Annotated in this window: 16 protein-coding genes and 1 riboswitch; of the genes, 8 read left to right on the top strand and 8 right to left on the bottom strand. The window is 70.2% G+C overall.

All coding sequences use genetic code 11. The annotated features are described in order from the left end of the window. Positions 1-84: 84 nt before the first annotated feature. The 6 genes from GWK61_RS41315 to nagA all read right to left on the bottom strand — a co-directional run bounded on the left by GWK61_RS41315 (position 85) and on the right by nagA (position 5,251). Positions 85-330 (bottom strand): DUF2630 family protein, encoded by a 246-nt coding sequence (locus tag GWK61_RS41315; protein WP_194917185.1) that lies wholly within the window; start codon positions 328-330, stop codon positions 85-87. 49 nt (positions 331-379) lie between these two features. Continuing rightward, positions 380-664: a hypothetical protein gene (locus tag GWK61_RS41310; protein WP_194917184.1), complete on the bottom strand. Its 285-nt coding sequence runs from the start codon at positions 662-664 to the stop codon at positions 380-382. Positions 665-845: 181 nt separating this feature from the next. Beyond that, positions 846-1,484 (bottom strand): hypothetical protein, encoded by a 639-nt coding sequence (locus GWK61_RS41305; RefSeq protein ID WP_194917183.1) that lies wholly within the window; start codon positions 1,482-1,484, stop codon positions 846-848. A 167-nt stretch (positions 1,485-1,651) separates the two neighbouring features. Next, a complete protein-coding gene (locus tag GWK61_RS41300; protein WP_194917182.1) occupies positions 1,652-3,337 on the bottom strand; it encodes an ATP-binding protein in 1,686 nt (561 codons plus the stop codon). A gap of 81 nt (positions 3,338-3,418) precedes the next feature. Further along, positions 3,419-3,613, bottom strand: coding sequence for a hypothetical protein (locus GWK61_RS41295; RefSeq protein WP_015796679.1), 195 nt, complete (start codon positions 3,611-3,613; stop codon positions 3,419-3,421). A gap of 474 nt (positions 3,614-4,087) precedes the next feature. Beyond that, positions 4,088-5,251, bottom strand: coding sequence for an N-acetylglucosamine-6-phosphate deacetylase (gene nagA / locus GWK61_RS41290; RefSeq protein ID WP_194917181.1), 1,164 nt, complete (start codon positions 5,249-5,251; stop codon positions 4,088-4,090). Between the two features lie 153 nt (positions 5,252-5,404). On the opposite strand from nagA, the gene GWK61_RS41285 reads away from it, so the two are divergent. Continuing rightward, a complete protein-coding gene (locus GWK61_RS41285; protein ID WP_194917180.1) occupies positions 5,405-5,746 on the top strand; it encodes a DUF3263 domain-containing protein in 342 nt (113 codons plus the stop codon). A 461-nt stretch (positions 5,747-6,207) separates the two neighbouring features. Here GWK61_RS41285 and GWK61_RS41280 read toward each other — a convergent pair whose 3' ends face one another. Next, positions 6,208-7,707, bottom strand: coding sequence for an MFS transporter (locus tag GWK61_RS41280; protein ID WP_194917179.1), 1,500 nt, complete (start codon positions 7,705-7,707; stop codon positions 6,208-6,210). A gap of 116 nt (positions 7,708-7,823) precedes the next feature. Here GWK61_RS41280 and GWK61_RS41275 point away from each other — a divergent pair, with 116 nt between their 5' ends. Further along, a complete protein-coding gene (locus GWK61_RS41275; RefSeq protein ID WP_194917178.1) occupies positions 7,824-8,573 on the top strand; it encodes a helix-turn-helix domain-containing protein in 750 nt (249 codons plus the stop codon). A 99-nt stretch (positions 8,574-8,672) separates the two neighbouring features. Here GWK61_RS41275 and GWK61_RS41270 read toward each other — a convergent pair whose 3' ends face one another. After that, on the bottom strand, positions 8,673-9,707 hold the full coding sequence (locus tag GWK61_RS41270; RefSeq protein ID WP_369125653.1) for a glucosyl-3-phosphoglycerate synthase: 1,035 nt from the start codon (positions 9,705-9,707) through the stop codon (positions 8,673-8,675). A 141-nt stretch (positions 9,708-9,848) separates the two neighbouring features. Next, positions 9,849-9,993, top strand: a riboswitch (SAM riboswitch). Positions 9,994-10,008: 15 nt separating this feature from the next. On the opposite strand from GWK61_RS41270, the gene thrC reads away from it, so the two are divergent. The 6 genes from thrC to GWK61_RS41240 form a co-directional block, all read left to right on the top strand. Then, positions 10,009-11,271, top strand: coding sequence for a threonine synthase (thrC, locus tag GWK61_RS41265; RefSeq protein ID WP_194917177.1), 1,263 nt, complete (start codon positions 10,009-10,011; stop codon positions 11,269-11,271). Positions 11,272-11,370: 99 nt separating this feature from the next. Next, positions 11,371-11,646: a ubiquitin-like small modifier protein 1 gene (locus GWK61_RS41260; protein WP_194917176.1), complete on the top strand. Its 276-nt coding sequence runs from the start codon at positions 11,371-11,373 to the stop codon at positions 11,644-11,646. A gap of 352 nt (positions 11,647-11,998) precedes the next feature. Then, positions 11,999-12,202: a cold-shock protein gene (locus tag GWK61_RS41255; protein WP_015796671.1), complete on the top strand. Its 204-nt coding sequence runs from the start codon at positions 11,999-12,001 to the stop codon at positions 12,200-12,202. Positions 12,203-12,545: 343 nt separating this feature from the next. Continuing rightward, positions 12,546-14,171, top strand: coding sequence for a chaperonin GroEL (gene groL, locus GWK61_RS41250; protein WP_194917175.1), 1,626 nt, complete (start codon positions 12,546-12,548; stop codon positions 14,169-14,171). Between the two features lie 226 nt (positions 14,172-14,397). Next, positions 14,398-14,946 (top strand): Uma2 family endonuclease, encoded by a 549-nt coding sequence (locus GWK61_RS41245; protein ID WP_194917174.1) that lies wholly within the window; start codon positions 14,398-14,400, stop codon positions 14,944-14,946. 92 nt (positions 14,947-15,038) lie between these two features. Then, positions 15,039-17,895 (top strand): ATP-binding protein (locus tag GWK61_RS41240; RefSeq protein ID WP_194917173.1); only part of this gene is annotated, 2,857 nt, incomplete at its 3' end.

The following is a 17,895-nucleotide window of genomic DNA, read 5'->3' as shown; positions in this document are numbered from 1 at the left end:
AAGGGGAACGGGGAACCGGGGGAACCAAAGGGGCGGCTCGGCGCATCTGCGCCGGGCCGCCCCGAGGTACTGCTAGAGGTACTACTACTGGAGGTAACCCTCGACCTCGCCGACCGCCCGGGCCTGCGCGTCCCCCGGGTTGCCGCCGGTCTCCTGCTTGGCCCGCCGCTGCCGCAGCAGGTCCCAGCACTGGTCCAGCTCGTTCTCCGTGCTCTTGAGCGCGGTGAGGTCCTCGGGGGTGGGATTCGGATGCGAACGCAGCCGATGCTCCTCCGCGACCAGTTCCTTGATGCGCGCGCCGATCCCGGCGTCGTTGGTGGTGTCAGCCATGGGACAACCGTATGCCGCCGCGCAAAGCGGCGCAGTTCGGTGCCGGGGGCTACAGCCCGATCAGGCGCTTCAGCCGCCGGAACGGTGCGCGCAGCCACAGCGCACGCTCGGAACGCCGTGCGCCGCCGGTCCGGGGCAGCACCGCGATCATGGTTTCCAGGGCTTCGGTGGCGTTGTCGTCGTCCAGCGCCGCCGGCGCGTCCACGATCGCCGCGAAATGCCGGTCGAGCCGGTCGGCCACAGCCTGGTTGCCCAGGTTCAGCGGCGGCACACCGACGCGCCGCGGCGGAGTCATCGGACCCGCCGTCGAACCGCTCGCCTGAGACATCGCCACCCTTAGAAGGTAGCGCATCGCGCACCACCCGGCACAGAGGTTCGGTGTTCCGTTATCCCGTTGTGCCGAGTGCTGAATGTCACACCGGATCAGGACCCTGTCCGACCAGGGCCTGACCCGGTGTGCACCGCAGAGTTCTGAGTTGCCCGCGAAACGCGCTGTCGGGCGCGCCCCGGTTCTGCTACAGGCCGGGCGGGAAGTTGTAGGAGGACGGGACCTGCGGGGTCTGGCCCTTCGCGCCGACCCAGACCGCGATCTCGTCGTGCGCCTTGAGCACGTACTGCGCCGGGTCGCCGGTGACCTCCTTGCCGTTCACGATCACGTGCAGCGCCTCGGTGCCGCCGATCGCGACCGGGCCGACCCGGGTGGCGGTCAGCGGCTGGCCCCACTCGGTGAAGAACTGGCCGAGCTTGAAGGGGGTGTCCTTGGCGGACTCGATGTGCATCACGCCGCTGGTGTCGTGGGTGTGCAGCGCGGTGATGGTCTGGGCGTTCTCGTCGATGCCGACGTACTGCGGCACGGTGACCGCCTTGCCGTCGACGATCACGTCGAGGTGCGCGTGGTAGTGGACCTGCAGCATCTCGGTGCCGAGCATCGGCAGGCTGGCCTTGAGGGCGGTCGAGGTCTGGTCCGGGTTGCGCGACCAGTCGGCCGCGGCCGCGGTGCTCGGTGCCGCCTGCGCGCCGGACGTCGTGGTGGACGCCGCGCCACCGGTCGATCCGGTGGACGAACCGCTGGAGCCGGTCGACGAGCAGGCGGTCGTTATCAGGGCCGTCACCGTCGCCGCGAGGCCGAGCGCGGCACGCTTGGGGATACTCATGTCTCCCAACCCTACCGAGCGGGGAGGGACCGTCAGTTTGAATTCAAACGAAAACCCCCGTGAGCATCCTCACCAGGGCGATCGGGAACTTCTCGACAGCCCGGCCGGAAACGGTGAGGCGGGCGGTGCTGACGCACCACCCGCCTCGTGAAGCCCTGTGATACCGCTCAGAACGTGTCAGGTCCCTGGCCGCCGGTCCCGTCGAACCCGCCCGCCGCACCGGTCCCGTCCGCGCCGGCGGCCCCTTCGAACCCTTCGAACCCGTCGAACCCTTCAGCCATCGGGTCCCCGCCGGTCACGACCGCACCGACCAGCACCGGCAGCGCGGCCGTCACATCCGCCGCGACCGGCACCTGCACCCGCACCACCGGCCCGCCGCCGACCCGGGCGAACCCGCGTCCCGGGGGCAGCACGGCCGGCCCGCCGATCTCCAGCGTGCCGCCGAACAGCGCGGTCGACGCTCCGGGCGGCAGCTGCCCGAGCCCGACCCGGGCGTGCGCCTGGTTGCGGACCGTGGCCCGCAGCTCGGAGACCCGCTCGGCCCGGCTGGAGAGCACCACGGTCACGCCGGTGGTGCGGCCGGCGCGCATCAGGTCGGCCAGCAGGTCCTGCGGGTCGGCCAGCCCGGCCCGGGCCGCCGCCTCGCCCAGGGAGGCCAGCTCGTCCACGAACAGCCACAGCGGCTTGGCCAGCTCGGCGATCAGCGTGTCCTCGGTGTCCCCGAGCTCGCGCAGCCGCTCGGCCCGGCGCGTGGACTCCGCGCAGACCCAGTCGAGCAGGTCCATCGCGGCGGCCGGCGCGGACTCCACGCGCAGCACGCCGTCGCGTCCGGAGAACTCGTCGAAGTGCCCGGTGTGCTCGGCGTCGATCGCGGTCACCAGGTGGCCGTGGCCCAGGGCCTGCGCGGCCAGCGAGCGCAGCAGGTTCGACTTGCCGCTGCCCAGCACGCCGGCCACCAGCAGGTGCGGCTCGGCGGCGAACCGGCCGTGCCGCCAGACCACCGGCGCCAGCTCCACCACCGGCACCTCGCCGCCGGGCTCGGCGGTCAGCTGCACCGGGATCAGGCGCGCGGTCGAGGTGGGATCGGTGAAGCCGAGCACGTACTCGATCTCGGCGACCTTCCACGGCTGCGCCGGGATCCCGATCGGCAGCGGCGGCAGGATGCGGACGGAGAGCTTGTTGCCCTCCTCGTCCCAGTCGTACAGGTACTCGTTGGCCTGGCCGATCTTGCCCTCCAGGGCCCGCTCGACCTTGGCCCGGGAGTCGTGCTCGCCGTCCTTGAAGAACGGGGAGTACTGGAGCTTGAGCGCCACCAGCCGGTCGCCCTCGTCGAACTCCCACTCGGTGAACCCCTCGCGGTACCCGCCGCCGGGCTTGAACCGCTCGTCCGGGTCGTGGGTGTCCATCAGGTAGGGGACCAGGCCGTTGTACGCCGACTGCAGGCGCGCGACGTGCGCGTCGCTCTCCGGGTCCTTGCCGGGGTCGGGCCGGTCCCGGCCCAGGTAGGTGGCCGCCGCGGCCCAGACCGCGAGCAGCAGCAGGATGCCGTACGGCTGGAAGCCCACGGCCACCGCGCACACGGCGAAGACGAAGACCACCAGGTCCCGCCACTCCTTGTGCTTCTCGTGCCCGCCGGCCTCGGTCCAGTACGTCCTGGCGTCCGCGGCCATCTGCTTGGTCCCGCGGACCAGCACCACCACCGGGTGCCCGATGTCCATCGCCCGCGCCTTGGCGCGCTTGGAGGCGTGCCGGGTGGTGTTCGAGTAACGGCCGACGGCCTCCGTGATCGGGTGGTCACGGAAGCCGCGGGCCAGGCGCTGGATGGGGTTCTCGGTCCCCACCGATCCCGCCATAGGTGTTCGACCCCTTAGCTGAGGAGCTCTAGCTGGCTCTGCTGGCTCGGCCGGCTCGACGCCGGATCAGCCCTGACACCGCTAGAAGTGCAGGTTGCTGATGAAGCTGGCGATGGAGGCACCGCTCTGCTTGATGTTCGGGGCGATCGAGGTGGACGCGAGGTAGAAGCCGAGCAGCGCGCACACGATCATGTGCGAGACCTTGAGCCCGTCCTTGCGGAACAGGATGAAGGTGATGATGCCCAGCAGCAGTACACCGGATACCGAGAAGACCATGACAGCGACTCCTTCGCCTGCGAGTGCCCGGCGTTTTTCGGTCGCCGTGCGTGAATCTCTACCTAGTGATGCGGTCGGCTATGGAGAGTGGCCGTCGCCCGGGTCGGCGGGGCCATTCGTTCCCGAAGGGAGATGAAAACCAGATTCAGATGAAGCTCACTCTTGGATTCTCGCCCAGGGGGTTCGGCTTTTATAGCTGGAAAGCGGTCGGGAGCGGTGAAGATTCACCCGAGCGGCGCAGCTGCCAGGTCCCGGCCGGAACGCGAGTGCGAACGGGTGATGCCGGTGGGAACCCCGAGGTGGACGGGGTCTGATCCGCGGCGGTGCGGGCACGCCGACGACCACCTGTTGCCAAGATCGGCTCAAAGGGTTGAGTCGTTCCAGCCGATGGAATACCGGCCGGAATCCGCAAACAGGCGTGGGACTGCGCGTATTGAATTACTTACATTGAAGTGCGGACACTGAGAAGACGCCTCACTTCGGGGCGACGGCCCACTCGCCGCGCTTCATGACGCCGCACACTTCCAGTTCCTCGTCGAGCACGACCAGGTCCGCGAACTTGCCGACCTCGATCGAGCCGATCTCGTGGTCCAGGCTCAGGGCGCGCGCCGGGGTCAGGGAGGCCGACACCGAGGCGTCCTCGATCGGCAGGCCCAGCTCGCGCACCGCGCGCCGGAGCGCGACGTCCATCGTCAGGGTGCTGCCGGCGATCGAGCCGCCGCCGGCCAGCCGGGCCACGCCGTCGGAGACCTCGACGTCCAGCGCGCCGAGCCGGTACATGCCGTCGGGCTGGCCGGCCGCGGCCATGGCGTCGGTGATCAGGGCCACCCGGTGCGGGCCGACGGCGTTGAAGACCATGCCGATCACCGCCGGGTGCACGTGGATGCCGTCGTTGACCAGCTCCACGATCACGTTCTCGTCCTCGATCGCGGCCACCACCGGGCCCGGCTCGCGGTGGTGGACCCCGGGCATCGCGTTGAACAGGTGGGTGGCGACCCGGGCGCCGTTGGAGAAGGCCTCCTCGGTGATGCCGTAGCCGCCGTCGGTGTGCCCGACCGCGGCGATCACGCCGGAGTTCGCCAGGAGCGCCGTGGCCTCGATGCCGTAGTCGAGCTCGGGGGCCAGGGTCACCATCTTCACCGTGCCGCGGCCGGCGGCCAGCAGCGGCCGCAGCAGCGCCGGGTCGGGGGCGCGCAGCAGGGCCGGGTCGTGGGCGCCGCAGCGGGCCTTGGAGATGAAGGGGCCCTCCAGGTGCAGCCCGGCCAGCAGGCCGTCCTCGACCAGGCCGGCCAGGTCGGACAGGTAGCGCTGCAGGTCGTCCAGCTCGGTGGAGACCGTCGAGGCGACCGTCGTGGTGGTGCCGTGCGCGCGGTGGAAGGCTGCCGCCCGCACCGCCTGCTCGATGTCGCCGGAGCTGAAGGCGGCGCCCCCGCCGCCGTGGGTGTGCATGTCGACGTAGCCGGCCAGCAGGTAGCGCCCGGCCAGGTCTATGGAGGCCTCGTGCGGATCCGTGTCGGACGGTCTCGGGGCGGAGCCGGCCGGGCCCACCTCGGCGATCCGGTGGCCGTCCAGGCGCAGCCAGCCGTCGGCTCGCACGCCGTCGGGGAGGACGATCCGGGCGTTCGTCAGCAGTGTCATCGCAAACCTGTCGGCAGAAAAGGGGAGCGGAAGGACGGGCGGAGCTGGGTTCGGTTCACACGTTAATTGGTATAGACCTGTAATCGACGGACCCACGGTACGCCATGGGCCCGGTGGGACGCCGTGTGGGTGTGCGGCCGTACTCTGTTCTGCATGAACAGCAGCGAGCCCGGGGGCGGATTGACAGACCGGGACCGCGCGATCCTGGCGTTCGAGAAGCAGTGGTGGCGCAACGCCGGTAGCAAGGAGCAGGCGATCCGGGAGCGGTTCCAGATCTCTGCTACCCGTTATTACCAGCTGCTCAACGCACTGCTCGACGACGAGGCCGCGCTGGCCCTGGAACCGGAGGTCGTCAAGCGTCTGCGGCGGTTGCGCGCCGCGCGCCAGCGTGCCAGGTCCGGACGGGTGAAACGGGTCGCCGACATCGGGCCGGACCCGGACGGGGAGCCCCGGCCTGTGTCTAATGAAGGACATGATCGGGACCGAGCCGCCTGACCGGGAGCCGCGACGCGGTGACGACGACCGGGATCTGCCTGATCGGGAGAGGCGCGACCGGGAGAGGCAAGACCGGGAGCCCGCCGAGACGCGGCCGATGAGCCGCCCCGCGCTGCTCGCCGCGGTCGTCGCGGTGTGCGGGACCGGGCTGCTGGCCGGGCTCGGGCTGTTCGGCGGCTCGACGCCCAAGCCGCGTCCGGCGGCGCCGGCGGCCGCCGTGGTAAAGGCCGCCGACTCGCTCGGCGCGCGGGCCGGCGAACCGGTCCGCGATCGGCTGGTGCACCGAGTGCACACACACCATCCGGCCAAGTACCTGCCGCACTCATTGCACGCGCTGCATTCCGTGCGTTCCGCTCATTCCGCGGCCCACGAGGCCGCCCACCGCACGCACAAGGGGAGTGCCGGATCAGGCGCTCCACACAGCGCCGACCGACACTCCCCGGCTCAGGGGACGCTCAGAGCTACTGAGCGTCCGGCCACTGCGCGGCCCGCAGCGCCTTCTGGGACACGGAGTACAGCACCGGGACCGTCATCAGCAAGGACAGGCCCAGCAGCGTCCCGGTAGGTGAGAACCACTGCAGCGCGGCGCTGGCCACCAGCATTCCGGCCGGCATCCCGATCAGCAGGAACATGTTCAGCGCGGCGGAGGTGCGGCCGCGCTCCTCGTCCGGGACCGCCTGCAGGATCAGCACGTTGACCATGACCACGGCGGACGGGATCACCGCGCCGCTGAGGGCGAGGAACGCGGCGTCGGCGGCCGGGGCGGCGACGAACGTCATCCCGAAGTTGGCGACGGCGAAGACCAGGCAGGCCACGATCAGCAGCCAGCCCGGCCGCATCACCTTGTGCAGCGGCTTCACCAGCACGGTGCCGACCAGCCCGCCGAGCGCCATCGCGCCGATCACCAGGCCGGTGGTGCCGGAGGCGGCGTGCTGCTGGTGCATGCGCACGACCAGGCTCAGGAAGACCGGGTAGCCGGCGGTGTTGACCAGGCACAGGGCCAGGGTGGTCGCGCGCATCACCGGGTCGCGCATGATCGTCTTCAGCCCGAGGAGCGCCCCGCCCCGCTCGGTGTCGGCGCCGGTTCCAGCTGCGTCTCCCGCCTGGTCGGCGGCCAGCGTCACGGACTTCGGCAGCTTCAGCAGCACCACGGTGAGCAGCGAGACCAGCCCGGCCACCATGGCGAACAGGAACGGCAGCGCCCGCGAGATCCCGAACAACGCCCCGCCGAGCGGCGGCCCGGCCAGCTCGCACCCCTGCTGCCGCACCTGCTCGGCGGTGAGCGCGGCCGGAATCTGCTCGGGCGCCACCACCTGCCGCAGCAACAGCGTCCGCGCCCCGGCGAACGGCTGGATCGCGCCGAGGGCGGCGGCGGTGAGCAGCAGGTGCCAGAAAGTCAGGGCGCCGAGAAAGTACGCCACGGCCACCGACCCCGAGGCGACCACGCGCAGAGACTCCGCCAGCAGAAGCAGCCGCCGCCGGTCCTTCCGGTCCATCAACTGCCCGACCGGCAGCGTCGCCAGCACCGAGGCGATCAGCTGCACGGTCGCGAACAGGCCGGCCTTCAGCGGCGAGCCGGTCAGCGCCAGGATCACCAGCGGGTAGGCGATGTCGGCGGTGCTCAGGCCCAGCATGGCCGAGACGGCGCCGCCCCAGAGCAGGTTGAAGTTTCGGTTGCGGCGCAGGGGAATGAGCTCGGCGGGACCTGCGGTCTCGGCGCTCGCGGGGGCCTCAGCATTTCGAGCCGCGCTCATCTCGCCCGATCCGGTGGTCTCAGCGTTCCGGGCGGCGCGCATCTCGCTTGGCCCCGTGCTCGCGGCGCTCTCGGCCGTCTCGGCGTTCCCGGCAGTCCCGGCGCTCGCGCCGGCCGCTCGCCGTCCGGCCCGAGCACCGTCCTCCGGCATGACATCCGTCGTGTCCATCGCCGCTTCCCCCGTCGGCTCGAGCGCTGTTGCGGTCATCGTGAACCCTCCCTGATTCATGAACGTTCGCGTTGGCGCGAGCATTCATCTTCTCGTCATCATTCACGCTTGAGTGAATGATGACGCATCCGTGAGCATCTGGCAAGATGGATCCCATGGGCAGCAAGAACACGACCTCCGACCTGGCCGGAGCGCTGGACTCCGTGCGCACCGCGGTCCAGGACGCCAATGCCGAGGTGGCCGGTGCGCTCCGCGAAGTGGATGCGGAGGTCTCCGCCGCGCGGGAGCAGGTGGCGCTGATCCAGGAGGTGGTGCGCACCGTCACCGACGTCGACACCATCAAGGCGCTCGCCGACACCACGCGCCTGTCGCTGCTGCGCGCGCTGTCCCGCGACCGGGTGCCGAAGTCGGCCAAGGAGCTGGCCGAGGACCTCGGTGAGCCGCAGACCAAGCTCTACCGGCACCTGAAGGTGCTCGTGGAAGCCGGCTTGATCGAGGCCGCGGAGACCCGGGTGGTGTCCGGCATCGTCGAGACCAAGTACCGGTCGGCGCAGAGTTCGCTGACGATCGACCCCACCGCGCACCCGGTCGAGACCCGCGAGGCCATGGACCGGATCATCGATGAGAACCTGGCCGACTACCGCAAGCGCTTCCTGCGGCACTTGGACACCCTGGGGATGCCCTCTGATCCGGAGGAGGCGAAGAACAGCGGCATGCTCATGTTCCTGTCCTCCACACTGCACGCCGACGTCGCCGCCGACTTCCAGAAGCGGTTGGAGGCGCTGGTCAAGGAGTTCGACAGCCTCCCGCGCGATCCCGACGGCGTTCGGATCGAGGGACTGGTCTCGTGGTTCAGGCCGCAGATGCCGGAGGGTCCGGACGGTTCGGCAGGCGGGGAACGCTAGGCCGGCCCGGAGCCGTCGGCACGCGCGCGGCACCCTGCCGCGTGCGACGCCCGGCCCGGCGCGGAACGCCAGCCCGCGCGGAACGCTCCGCCGGCTCGGCTACTCCTCTACTTCCCCTTCTACTTCTTCTACTTCTTCTACTTCTTCTACTTCTTCTACTTCCTCGCCCCGCGTAAGGGTCCGCATCGGCGGCCGCTCGACCACCGTCACATCCGTCGACCGCGGCGCGAACCCCTCGGCCTCGCGGTGGAACTGCGTCATCAGCGTGTGCGGCCGGGCGCCGTCCCCGCCGGGCACGATCCGCCCCTCGCGCTGCAGCCGCTCCCACGCCACCTGCATGATCTCGCTGGCCATCCGGCCCAGCCCCGCGTCGTCCTGGTGGTGGTGCAGCCGCACGCCGACGTCCACCTGCGCCATGCCGTCCAGCCCGACCAGCGCCAGGGTGTCGATCAGCATCGCGGTCTCGACGCCGTAGCCGGTCGGGAACGGCAGCCGCTCCAGCAGCGTCCGGCGCGCCGCGTACTCCCCGCCCAGCGGCTGCACGAAGCCGGCCAGCAGCGGCCAGTGCAGGTTCAGGATCGGCCGCGCCACCAGCTCCGTGACCCGGCCGCCGCCGGCCGGCAGCACCGCTGAGCCGGCCACGAGGGGCCGGTCGTACATGGCCTTGACCAGGTGGATGGCGTCGTCGGTGGAGCACAGCAGCGGCCCGAGCACGCCGGTGACCACCGTGGAGGAGAACTCCCTGAGGTCGGCGTCTATGAAGCAGACCAGGTCGCCGGTGGTCGCGGCCAGCGACCGCCACAGCACCTCGCCCTTGCCGCGCACCGACGGGATGCCGGGCAGGATCTCGTCGCGGTGCAGGACCTTCGCCCCGGCCGCCGCGGCGTTCTCCGCGGTGCGGTCGGCCGATCCGGAGTCCACCACCAGCAACTCGTCCACCAGCGGCGCGGCCTCCACCAGGTCCTCGCGGATGGCGGCGACGATCGCGCCGACCGTCTCCTCCTCGTCCAGCGCGGGCAGCACCACGCTGATCCGCGCCCCGCTCGCGGCCTTCGCGGCGAGCAGCCGTTCCAGAGGCCAGTCCGAAGCCTTCGAGGAGCGCGCGTCAAGCCACCGCTCCACCTCTTCCAGCACCGGGCTCTCCACTCTGAAATCGGTATAGGCGACCTCTTCAAGAGTAGGCGACGGCACGGAGCCGCTGTCGTCTCGGGATCCGGACGGGTAGGTCCCACCTGGCCACCGGAGGCTTACGCTCCATAGCAACAACTCAATAAGTGCTCATCCAGAGGAGCTGAGGGACCGGCCCTATGACGCTCCGGCAACCATCCGTTCTGCCGCCTTTTCGATCCACACGGCGCAGGACGGTGCGGTGCCAACTCCGGCCCACCCGGCAGCCGCCGATCTGTGGGAAAGATGAGGAAAGGAACCTCGCGTCATGTCCGCAACCCTGTCGACGGCACCCTCCACGACCGCCCCCTTCGGCCCCGCGGCACATCTGTCCTGTCGTGAGTGTGGTCACACCACAGAACTCGGCCCGAAGTTCGCCTGTGAAGAGTGTTTCGGTCCCCTGGAGATCTCCTACGACTTCGGCACCGTCACCCGCGAGCAGATCGAGGCCGGCCCCGCGTCGATCTGGCGCTACGCCCCGCTGCTGCCGGTCCCGGCCGACGTCGCCACCCGCCCCACCACGAACCCCGGCTGGACCCGCCTGGTCCGCGCGCACAACCTCGGCCGTGAACTCGGCCTGACGAACCTCCACGTCAAGGACGACTCCGGCAACCCGACGCACTCCTTCAAGGACCGCGTCGTCGCGATCGCCGTGCAGGCCGCCCACGCCTTCGGCTACACCACGCTTTCCTGCTCCTCCACCGGCAACCTGGCCGGCGCGGTCGGTGCCGCCGCGGCGCGCGCCGGACTGGACTCCTGCGTGTTCATCCCGTCGGACCTGGAGAAGGAGAAGATCGTCGTCGCCTCCGTCTACGGCGGCCGGCTGATCGCCATCGACGGCACCTACGACGAGGTCAACCGCTTCTGCAGCGAGCTGATCGGCGACGAGCTCGGCGAGAAGTGGGGCTTCGTCAACGTCAACCTGCGGCCGTACTACGCCGAGGGCTCCAAGACGCTGGCGTACGAGATCGCCGAGCAGCTCGGCTGGCGGCTGCCCGAGCAGATCGTGATCCCGGTGGCTTCGGGCTCGCAGCTCACGAAGATCGACAAGGGCTTCCGGGAACTGGTGAAGCTCGGCCTGGTCGAGGACACCCCGTACAAGGTGATCGGCGCCCAGGGCTCCGGCTGCGCCCCGGTCTCGCAGGCCTACAAGGACGGCATCGACGTCATCCGCCCGGTCAGGCAGCCCGACACCATCGCCAAGTCGCTGGCGATCGGCAACCCGGCCGACGGCCCCTACGTGCTGGACATCGCGCGGCGCACCGGCGGCACGGTCGAGGACGTGACCGACGAGGAGATCCGTGCCGGCGTGAAGCTGCTGGCGCGGACCGAGGGCATCTTCGCCGAGACCGCGGGCGGGGTGACGGTGGGGGTGCTGAAGAAGCTCGCCGACGCCGGCCGGCTGGACCCGGACGCGCTGACCGTGGTCATCAACTCCGGCGACGGGCTCAAGACCCTCGACGCGGTCTCGGACTGCGGGCCGACGGCGGTCATCAAGCCGTCCCTGGACGCCTTCCGCGCGACGCTCTGACCGCTTCCGGATTCCCGGACCATCCGGACCGGATCAAGCTGTTCGCGCAATCTTCATCGGCATGACGCCCCGCGAGGCGATCGAGTAAGGAGCATGGCTATGAGCATCACCGTACGGATTCCCACCATCCTGCGTACTTACACCGACGGCAAGGCCGAGGTGTCGGTGCCGGGCGGTACTCTGGCGGAGGTGATCGACCAGCTGGAGGCCGACCACACCGGGATCCGCGCGCGGGTCCTGGACGACGACGGCAAGCTGCGGCGTTTCGTGAACGTCTACGTGAACGACGACGACGTGCGCTTCGCCGAAGGACTGGGGACGGCGGTGCCGGAGGGCGGCAGCGTCTCCATCATCCCGGCCGTCGCAGGGGGCTGATGCGGCGGCGCTTCGGCGTGCCCGGAACGAGGACCGGTTCCCGTATCGTTATCTACTCACCGTGAACAGGACGAGAAGATACGCGGGGATCGGTCCGTATTTGTCTGCGCACCACTTACGAACCTCTGAATAATCTCTGAGATTTAGACCTGTTGTACTGAGCGTCACATTGGCTAGTCTCAGCGCCGGTCGAACGATTCGGCGAGATCCCTCCAGCTCAACCCTCTTGGTACGGCGGGTGGTACGGCGGCGAACGCAGACCCTGGCCCGCGGGGTGCGGGCCGGAATTGGGGTGGGGTTTCCACAGGGGGTAGCCCACTCCGTCTAGAGCCGGCAGCAAGGGGAGTACGGAATGGCTCAGGGCACCGTCAAGTGGTTCAACGCGGAGAAGGGCTACGGGTTCATCGCGGTCGACGGCGGGTCGGACGTCTTCGTCCACTACAGCGCGATCCAGATGGACGGCTACCGCAGCCTGGAAGAGAACCAGCGCGTCGAGTTCGAGATCTCGCAGGGGCAGAAGGGCCCGCAGGCCGACATGGTCCGGGTCATCGTCTAACAGCGTATCCCTGCGATCGACACTGGTTCCCACCGCCGGGTCGCGACCATTCGGGGCTTTCGCGCCGCCGCCCGACCGACGACAACTCCGCAAGACAGCCTTCAGGGCCCGCTCCCACGGTACGGGAGCGGGCCCTGAAGCTTGTCCACCGGCTTGCACTCCCCGAGGGAGAGTGCTAATCATGGACCTTGGCAGTCTCACACCGAGAGTGCCAAACGAGAGAACCTCTCAGGCGAGGCTCGAACATCGTCTCACCGGCAGGGACCGGCGCGGCGACGGGCCGTCCGTCGCGGGCGCCTGGCGGTTCGCCAAGGAATCCCTGGTGTGGGAGGTCTGTACCACAATGTCGAAGATCATCGCGTTCGACGAGGAAGCCCGGCGCGGCCTCGAGCGCGGCATGAACCAGCTCGCGGACGCGGTCAAGGTGACCCTCGGCCCGCGCGGGCGCAACGTCGTGCTGGAGAAGAAGTGGGGCGCCCCCACGATCACCAACGACGGCGTCTCGATCGCCAAGGAGATCGAGCTCGAGGACCCGTACGAGAAGATCGGGGCCGAGCTCGTCAAGGAAGTCGCCAAGAAGACCGACGACGTCGCCGGCGACGGCACCACCACCGCCACCGTGCTGGCCCAGGCGCTGGTCCGCGAGGGCCTGCGCAACGTGGCCGCCGGGGCGAACCCGATGGCGCTCAAGCGCGGCATCGAGGCGGCCGTGGAGGCCGTGTCCGCCGAGCTGTCCGGCATGGCCAAGGACGTCGAGACCCGCGAGCAGATCGCCGCGACCGCCTCGATCTCCGCTGCCGACACCGCGATCGGCGACATGATCGCCGAGGCGATGGACAAGGCCGGCAAGGAAGGCGTCATCACCGTCGAGGAGAGCAACACCTTCGGGCTGGAGCTGGAGCTCACCGAGGGCATGCGCTTCGACAAGGGCTACATCTCGCCCTACTTCGCCACCGACCTGGAGCGCATGGAGACGTCCTTCGACGACCCGTACCTCCTGATCGCGAACTCCAAGATCGGCAACGTCAAGGACGTCCTGCCGATCCTGGAGAAGGTGATGCAGAGCGGCAAGCCGCTGGTCATCATCGCCGAGGACGTCGAGGGCGAGGCGCTGGCCACCCTGGTCGTGAACAAGATCCGCGGCACCTTCAAGTCGGTCGCGGTCAAGGCCCCCGGCTTCGGCGACCGCCGCAAGGCGATGCTCGGCGACATCGCGATCCTGACCGGCGGCCAGGTCGTCTCCGAGGAGGTCGGCCTGAAGCTGGACTCCGTCGGCCTGGAGATGCTGGGCAAGGCCCGCAAGGTCGTGGTGACCAAGGACGAGACCACGATCGTGGACGGCGACGGCGACAGCGACTCCATCGAGGGCCGCAAGAACCAGATCCGCGCCGAGATCGAGAAGTCGGACTCCGACTACGACCGCGAGAAGCTGCAGGAGCGCCTGGCCAAGCTGGCCGGCGGCGTCGCGGTGATCAAGGCCGGGGCGGCGACCGAGGTCGAGCTCAAGGAGCGCAAGCACCGCATCGAGGACGCGGTGCGCAACGCCAAGGCGGCCGTCGAGGAGGGCATCGTCGCCGGCGGCGGCGTGGCCCTGATCCAGGCCGGCAAGCAGGCGTTCGAGAAGATCGACCTGACCGGCGACGAGGCCACCGGCGCGAACATCGTGCGCCTGGCCCTGGAGGCGCCGCTGAAGCAGATCTCGATCAACGCCGGCCTCGAGGGCGGCGTGGTGGTCGAGAAGGTCCGCAACCTGGAGACCGGCTTCGGCCTGAACGCCGCCACCGGCGAGTACGTCGACATGATCAAGGCCGGCATCCTGGACCCGGCCAAGGTCACCCGCTCGGCGCTGCAGAACGCGGCCTCCATCGCCGCCCTGTTCCTGACCACCGAGGCGGTCATCGCCGACAAGCCGGAGAAGGCGTCGGCCGCGGCCGGCGGCGGCATGCCCGGCGGCGACATGGACTTCTGAGCCTCGGCTCAGGGTTCTGGTTCGGAACTGCGGTAACTGCTGTACGCGGAGGGCGGCTCCGGCTTCGGCCGGGGCCGCCTTCGGCGTGTTCGAACAGGTTTTTACACTTCTGGGTGATTACTTTCCGGTTCGCTTCCCTCGCGCTGGGCCTGACGTGTGAGTCTATGCTCGGAGTGTGACGATAACGGGACACTCCGACGCCCATGGCGGATACAGGGAGCCACTCATGACGGTCACGGCGGAAGAACGGCAAGCCTTCCTCGACTTCGACGCGACGCTCGGCCCCAATTACCGCGCCGAGCTCATCGCAGGGAGGTTCATTGTGACTCCACCGCCGAACGGCAACCACGAGTCGGTGATCGGCAAGCTGACGGTCCAGATGGTTCGCAAGTCGGCCGTCGACATCACGGTCTCCGGTAACAGGGGGCTCGACACACCTTTCGGCAACTTCATCCCGGACCTGACCGTCGCCGAGCCTGGTTCCTTCGATGATGAACCGTCGTGGGGGCTCCCTGCGGGGATCCTGTTGCTGGCAGAGGTGACATCGGATCATTCGTCCGATGACCGGGTGACCAAGCGCCGGGCGTATGCTGCCGCCGGCGTTCCGCTGTACCTGCTGGTTGATCGCGATAGTCAGGAGACGGTCCTCTTCAGCCAGCCCGACGTCGAAGCCCGGGACTACCGCGCCGACATCCGCGTCCCCTTCGGCTCAGACCTCGAACTCCCCGCGCCGTTCTCCTTCACCCTGACCGATTTCACCCCGCGCGCCGACTGACCTCGCGCGGCCATGCTGCCGCCCCGCCACTTGTCCCCGTCCCGGCTCTCTGGCGTAATTGAACACATCAGCCTTATGAGACGGGAGACTGCATGGCTTCACCAGCGCGCGGACGCCACCGCATCCTTCGGTGGCTGAACCATCCGCGGCGGCTGGTGCGCCTGAGTCCGGGGCAGCGGCGTCGGTTCATCCTGGTCATCGGGAACACGATCGTCACCTCCGGCGCGATCGTTCTGCAGGTCTCCGCGCGCGGGAACCTCGTGGTGTGGACGCTTGCGCTGATCGCCGTCTCGCTCATCACCGGCATCCTCGCGATCGGTACCGAGTGGCTCATCGTCGAGGGTGCGGCCAAGGCGCCGGAGGGGCGGCGGGCCAGTTGGCCGGATCCGCGGGTGGTCAACGGGGCCGCTCCGTTGAGTCTGGAGTTGCCGCCTGCGGACGAGCAGTTCGTGGGGCGGCGGCGGCAGCTCGATCAGCTGCGCGACATGCTGGAGCGGGTCGCCAACGACGGCCGCGGTGCTCCGGTCCTTGCCTTGTACGGCATGGGCGGCGTCGGCAAGACCTCGCTGGCCGTGCAGTTCGCCGAGGAGGTGCGCAGCGACTACCCCGGCGGCGTGCTGCATCTCTCGCTCAGCTCGCTGAACGCCGGCGGGACTTCCGGTCGCGACGCCCCCGATCCCTCCACCGCCCTCGGACGCCTGCTGGCCGCGCTCGGCGTCCGGGCCGGCGAAGTGCCGCCCGATGAGGACGCGCGCCGCCGCCTCTACCACGACCGCCTCGTCGGCCGCCGCGTTCTGGTCGTGCTGGACGACGCCAAGTCCGCCGCGCAGGTGCGTCCGCTGCTCGCACGGGTTCGCGGCTGCGCCACGGTGATCACCAGCCGCCGTCCGCTGGGCCTGCTGGAGGCCGAGCCCTTCACCGTCGGCGGCCTCGACGACGACTCGCTGCGCGAACTCCTCGTCCGGCAGGTCGGAGCCCGCCGCGTCGAGGACGAGCCCGACGCCGCCCGCCAGATCATCCGCGCCTGCGGCGGCCTGCCGCTGGCCCTGCGCCTGGTCGCGGCTCGGCTGGCCGCCGACCACCACCGCACCCTCGCCGAGCTCGCCGCGCGCCTGAGCCTCGACGAGTTCCGCTCCGGCGACGTCCGCGTCCGCGACGCCATCGAGGTCTCCTACGCCGAGCTCGACCCGCGCAGCCGCCGGGCCTTCCGGCTGCTGACCTTGTTCCCCTCCATAGCCCTGCGGGAGTGGGCCCCGGCGCCGCTGCTCGACATCCCGATGGCCGTCGCGCTGGAGGTCATGGAAGACCTCGTCGAAGCCCAGCTGCTGGAGCGGGCGGCGCGCGGCGGCTCCAACGGCACCGAATACCGCTTCCACGCCCTCGTGCGCGAGTACGCCGAGGAACGCCTCGCCGCCGAGGACGCCCCCGACGAGCAGCGCACCGCGCTGGCCCGGCTCGGCGGCGCCTTCCTCGCGCTGGCCGAGTACGCCGAGCACCTCACCGACCCCACCGTCCCGCGCCACGGCCGGGACGGCGGCGCCCTGCCGTCCCGCGCCGAGCACTGGCACGTCGACGACCCCGACCTGCTCCGCTACGCCGAGTACGGTCCGACCCGCTGGCTGCTCGGCGACTGCCGCCGCCTGGGCCGCATGGTCGAGCGCGCGCACGCCGCGCAGCTGTGGGACCTGTGCTGGGAGCTGTCGGTGGTCCTGGCCCGGGTGCTGGAGACCGTCTACACCGTCTGGAACCGCTGGGACGACGTGCTGCGCGCCGGCCTGGACGCCGCCACCCGCCGCGACGACCGCCGCGCCGAGTCGATCATCCACCAGGGCTACGGCGTCCTGCGCCACTACCAGGACCGCTTCGACGAGGCCGAGCAGCACTTCACGGTCGCGCTGCGGCTGTGCCGCGAGATCGGCCACCGCCCCGGCGAGGCCTACACCCTGCGCTGGATCGGCCGCGGCCACTTCTTCGCCGGCCGCTTCGCCGAGGCGGTGCACGACCTGGAGCAGGCCCTGGAGCTGTCCCGGGTGCTGGGCAACAAGCTCGCCGAGGCCCGCGTCCTGCGCGACCTGTGCGAGGCCTACGCCGGACTGCGCCGCTTCACCGACGCCGAGGAGGCGATACGCGCGGCGCTGGCGCTGTTCGAGGGCGACGCCGTGGACCAGGGCGCGGACTGGGACGTGCGCCAGCCCGCCGAGGCCGCCCGGGCCCGCCGCGACCTCGGCGTGCTGCTGAACCGCCGCTACAAGTTCGCCGAGGCCGAGCGCCACCTGACCTCCGCCGTCGACACCCTGACCGAGCTCGGCCACTGGTTCTGGCGCGCCTCGGCGGTCTTCGACCTGGCCATGCTGCGCCTGCGCCAGCACCGCCCGATCGAGGCCGAGGCCCTGATGTGGCAGTCCTTCGACACCTTCAACGACTCTGGCTACCGGTACTGGACCGCGGTCGTGGGCCGCCGCCTGGCGATGCTCCGCCTGGAGCAGGGACGGGTCGAGGAGGCCGTGGAGCTGATGATGCCGGTGCTGGAGACGTTCCAGCAGCTCGGCCTGGGTTTGTGGGAGAGCTACACGCTGCGGGTGCTGGCCTGGGCCCGCCGCGAGGAGGGCCGGCTGGACGTCGCCGACCAGCACCTGGAGGACGCGGCCGCGCTGGCCGAGCGGTACCAGGACCCGTGGGGCCTGATGCGGGTGCGCTGGATGCAGGCCTCGGTGTGGATGGCGCAGGGCCGCACGGCCGACGCGGTGCGGCTGTACCGGGAGGCGGCGGCGACCGCGGCTCGCTACGAGGAGCCGTGGCAGGAGGCTGAGATCCTGGCCGACCTGGCGAAGGCGTTGCGGGCGACCGGGGATCGGGCGGCGGCCGCTCGGGCCGAAGCCGGCGCGAAGGAGGTCGCGGCGAGTTTCGAGCCGCAGCACTGGGGACGGCAGCGACGGCGGTGGGGTGGCA

It is taken from the genome of Catenulispora rubra (genome assembly GCF_015356825.1).
Classification (GTDB): domain Bacteria; phylum Actinomycetota; class Actinomycetes; order Streptomycetales; family Catenulisporaceae; genus Catenulispora; species Catenulispora rubra.
Note: the sequence above shows the minus strand (reverse complement) of the source record. Positions and strands in the feature narration are given on the sequence as shown.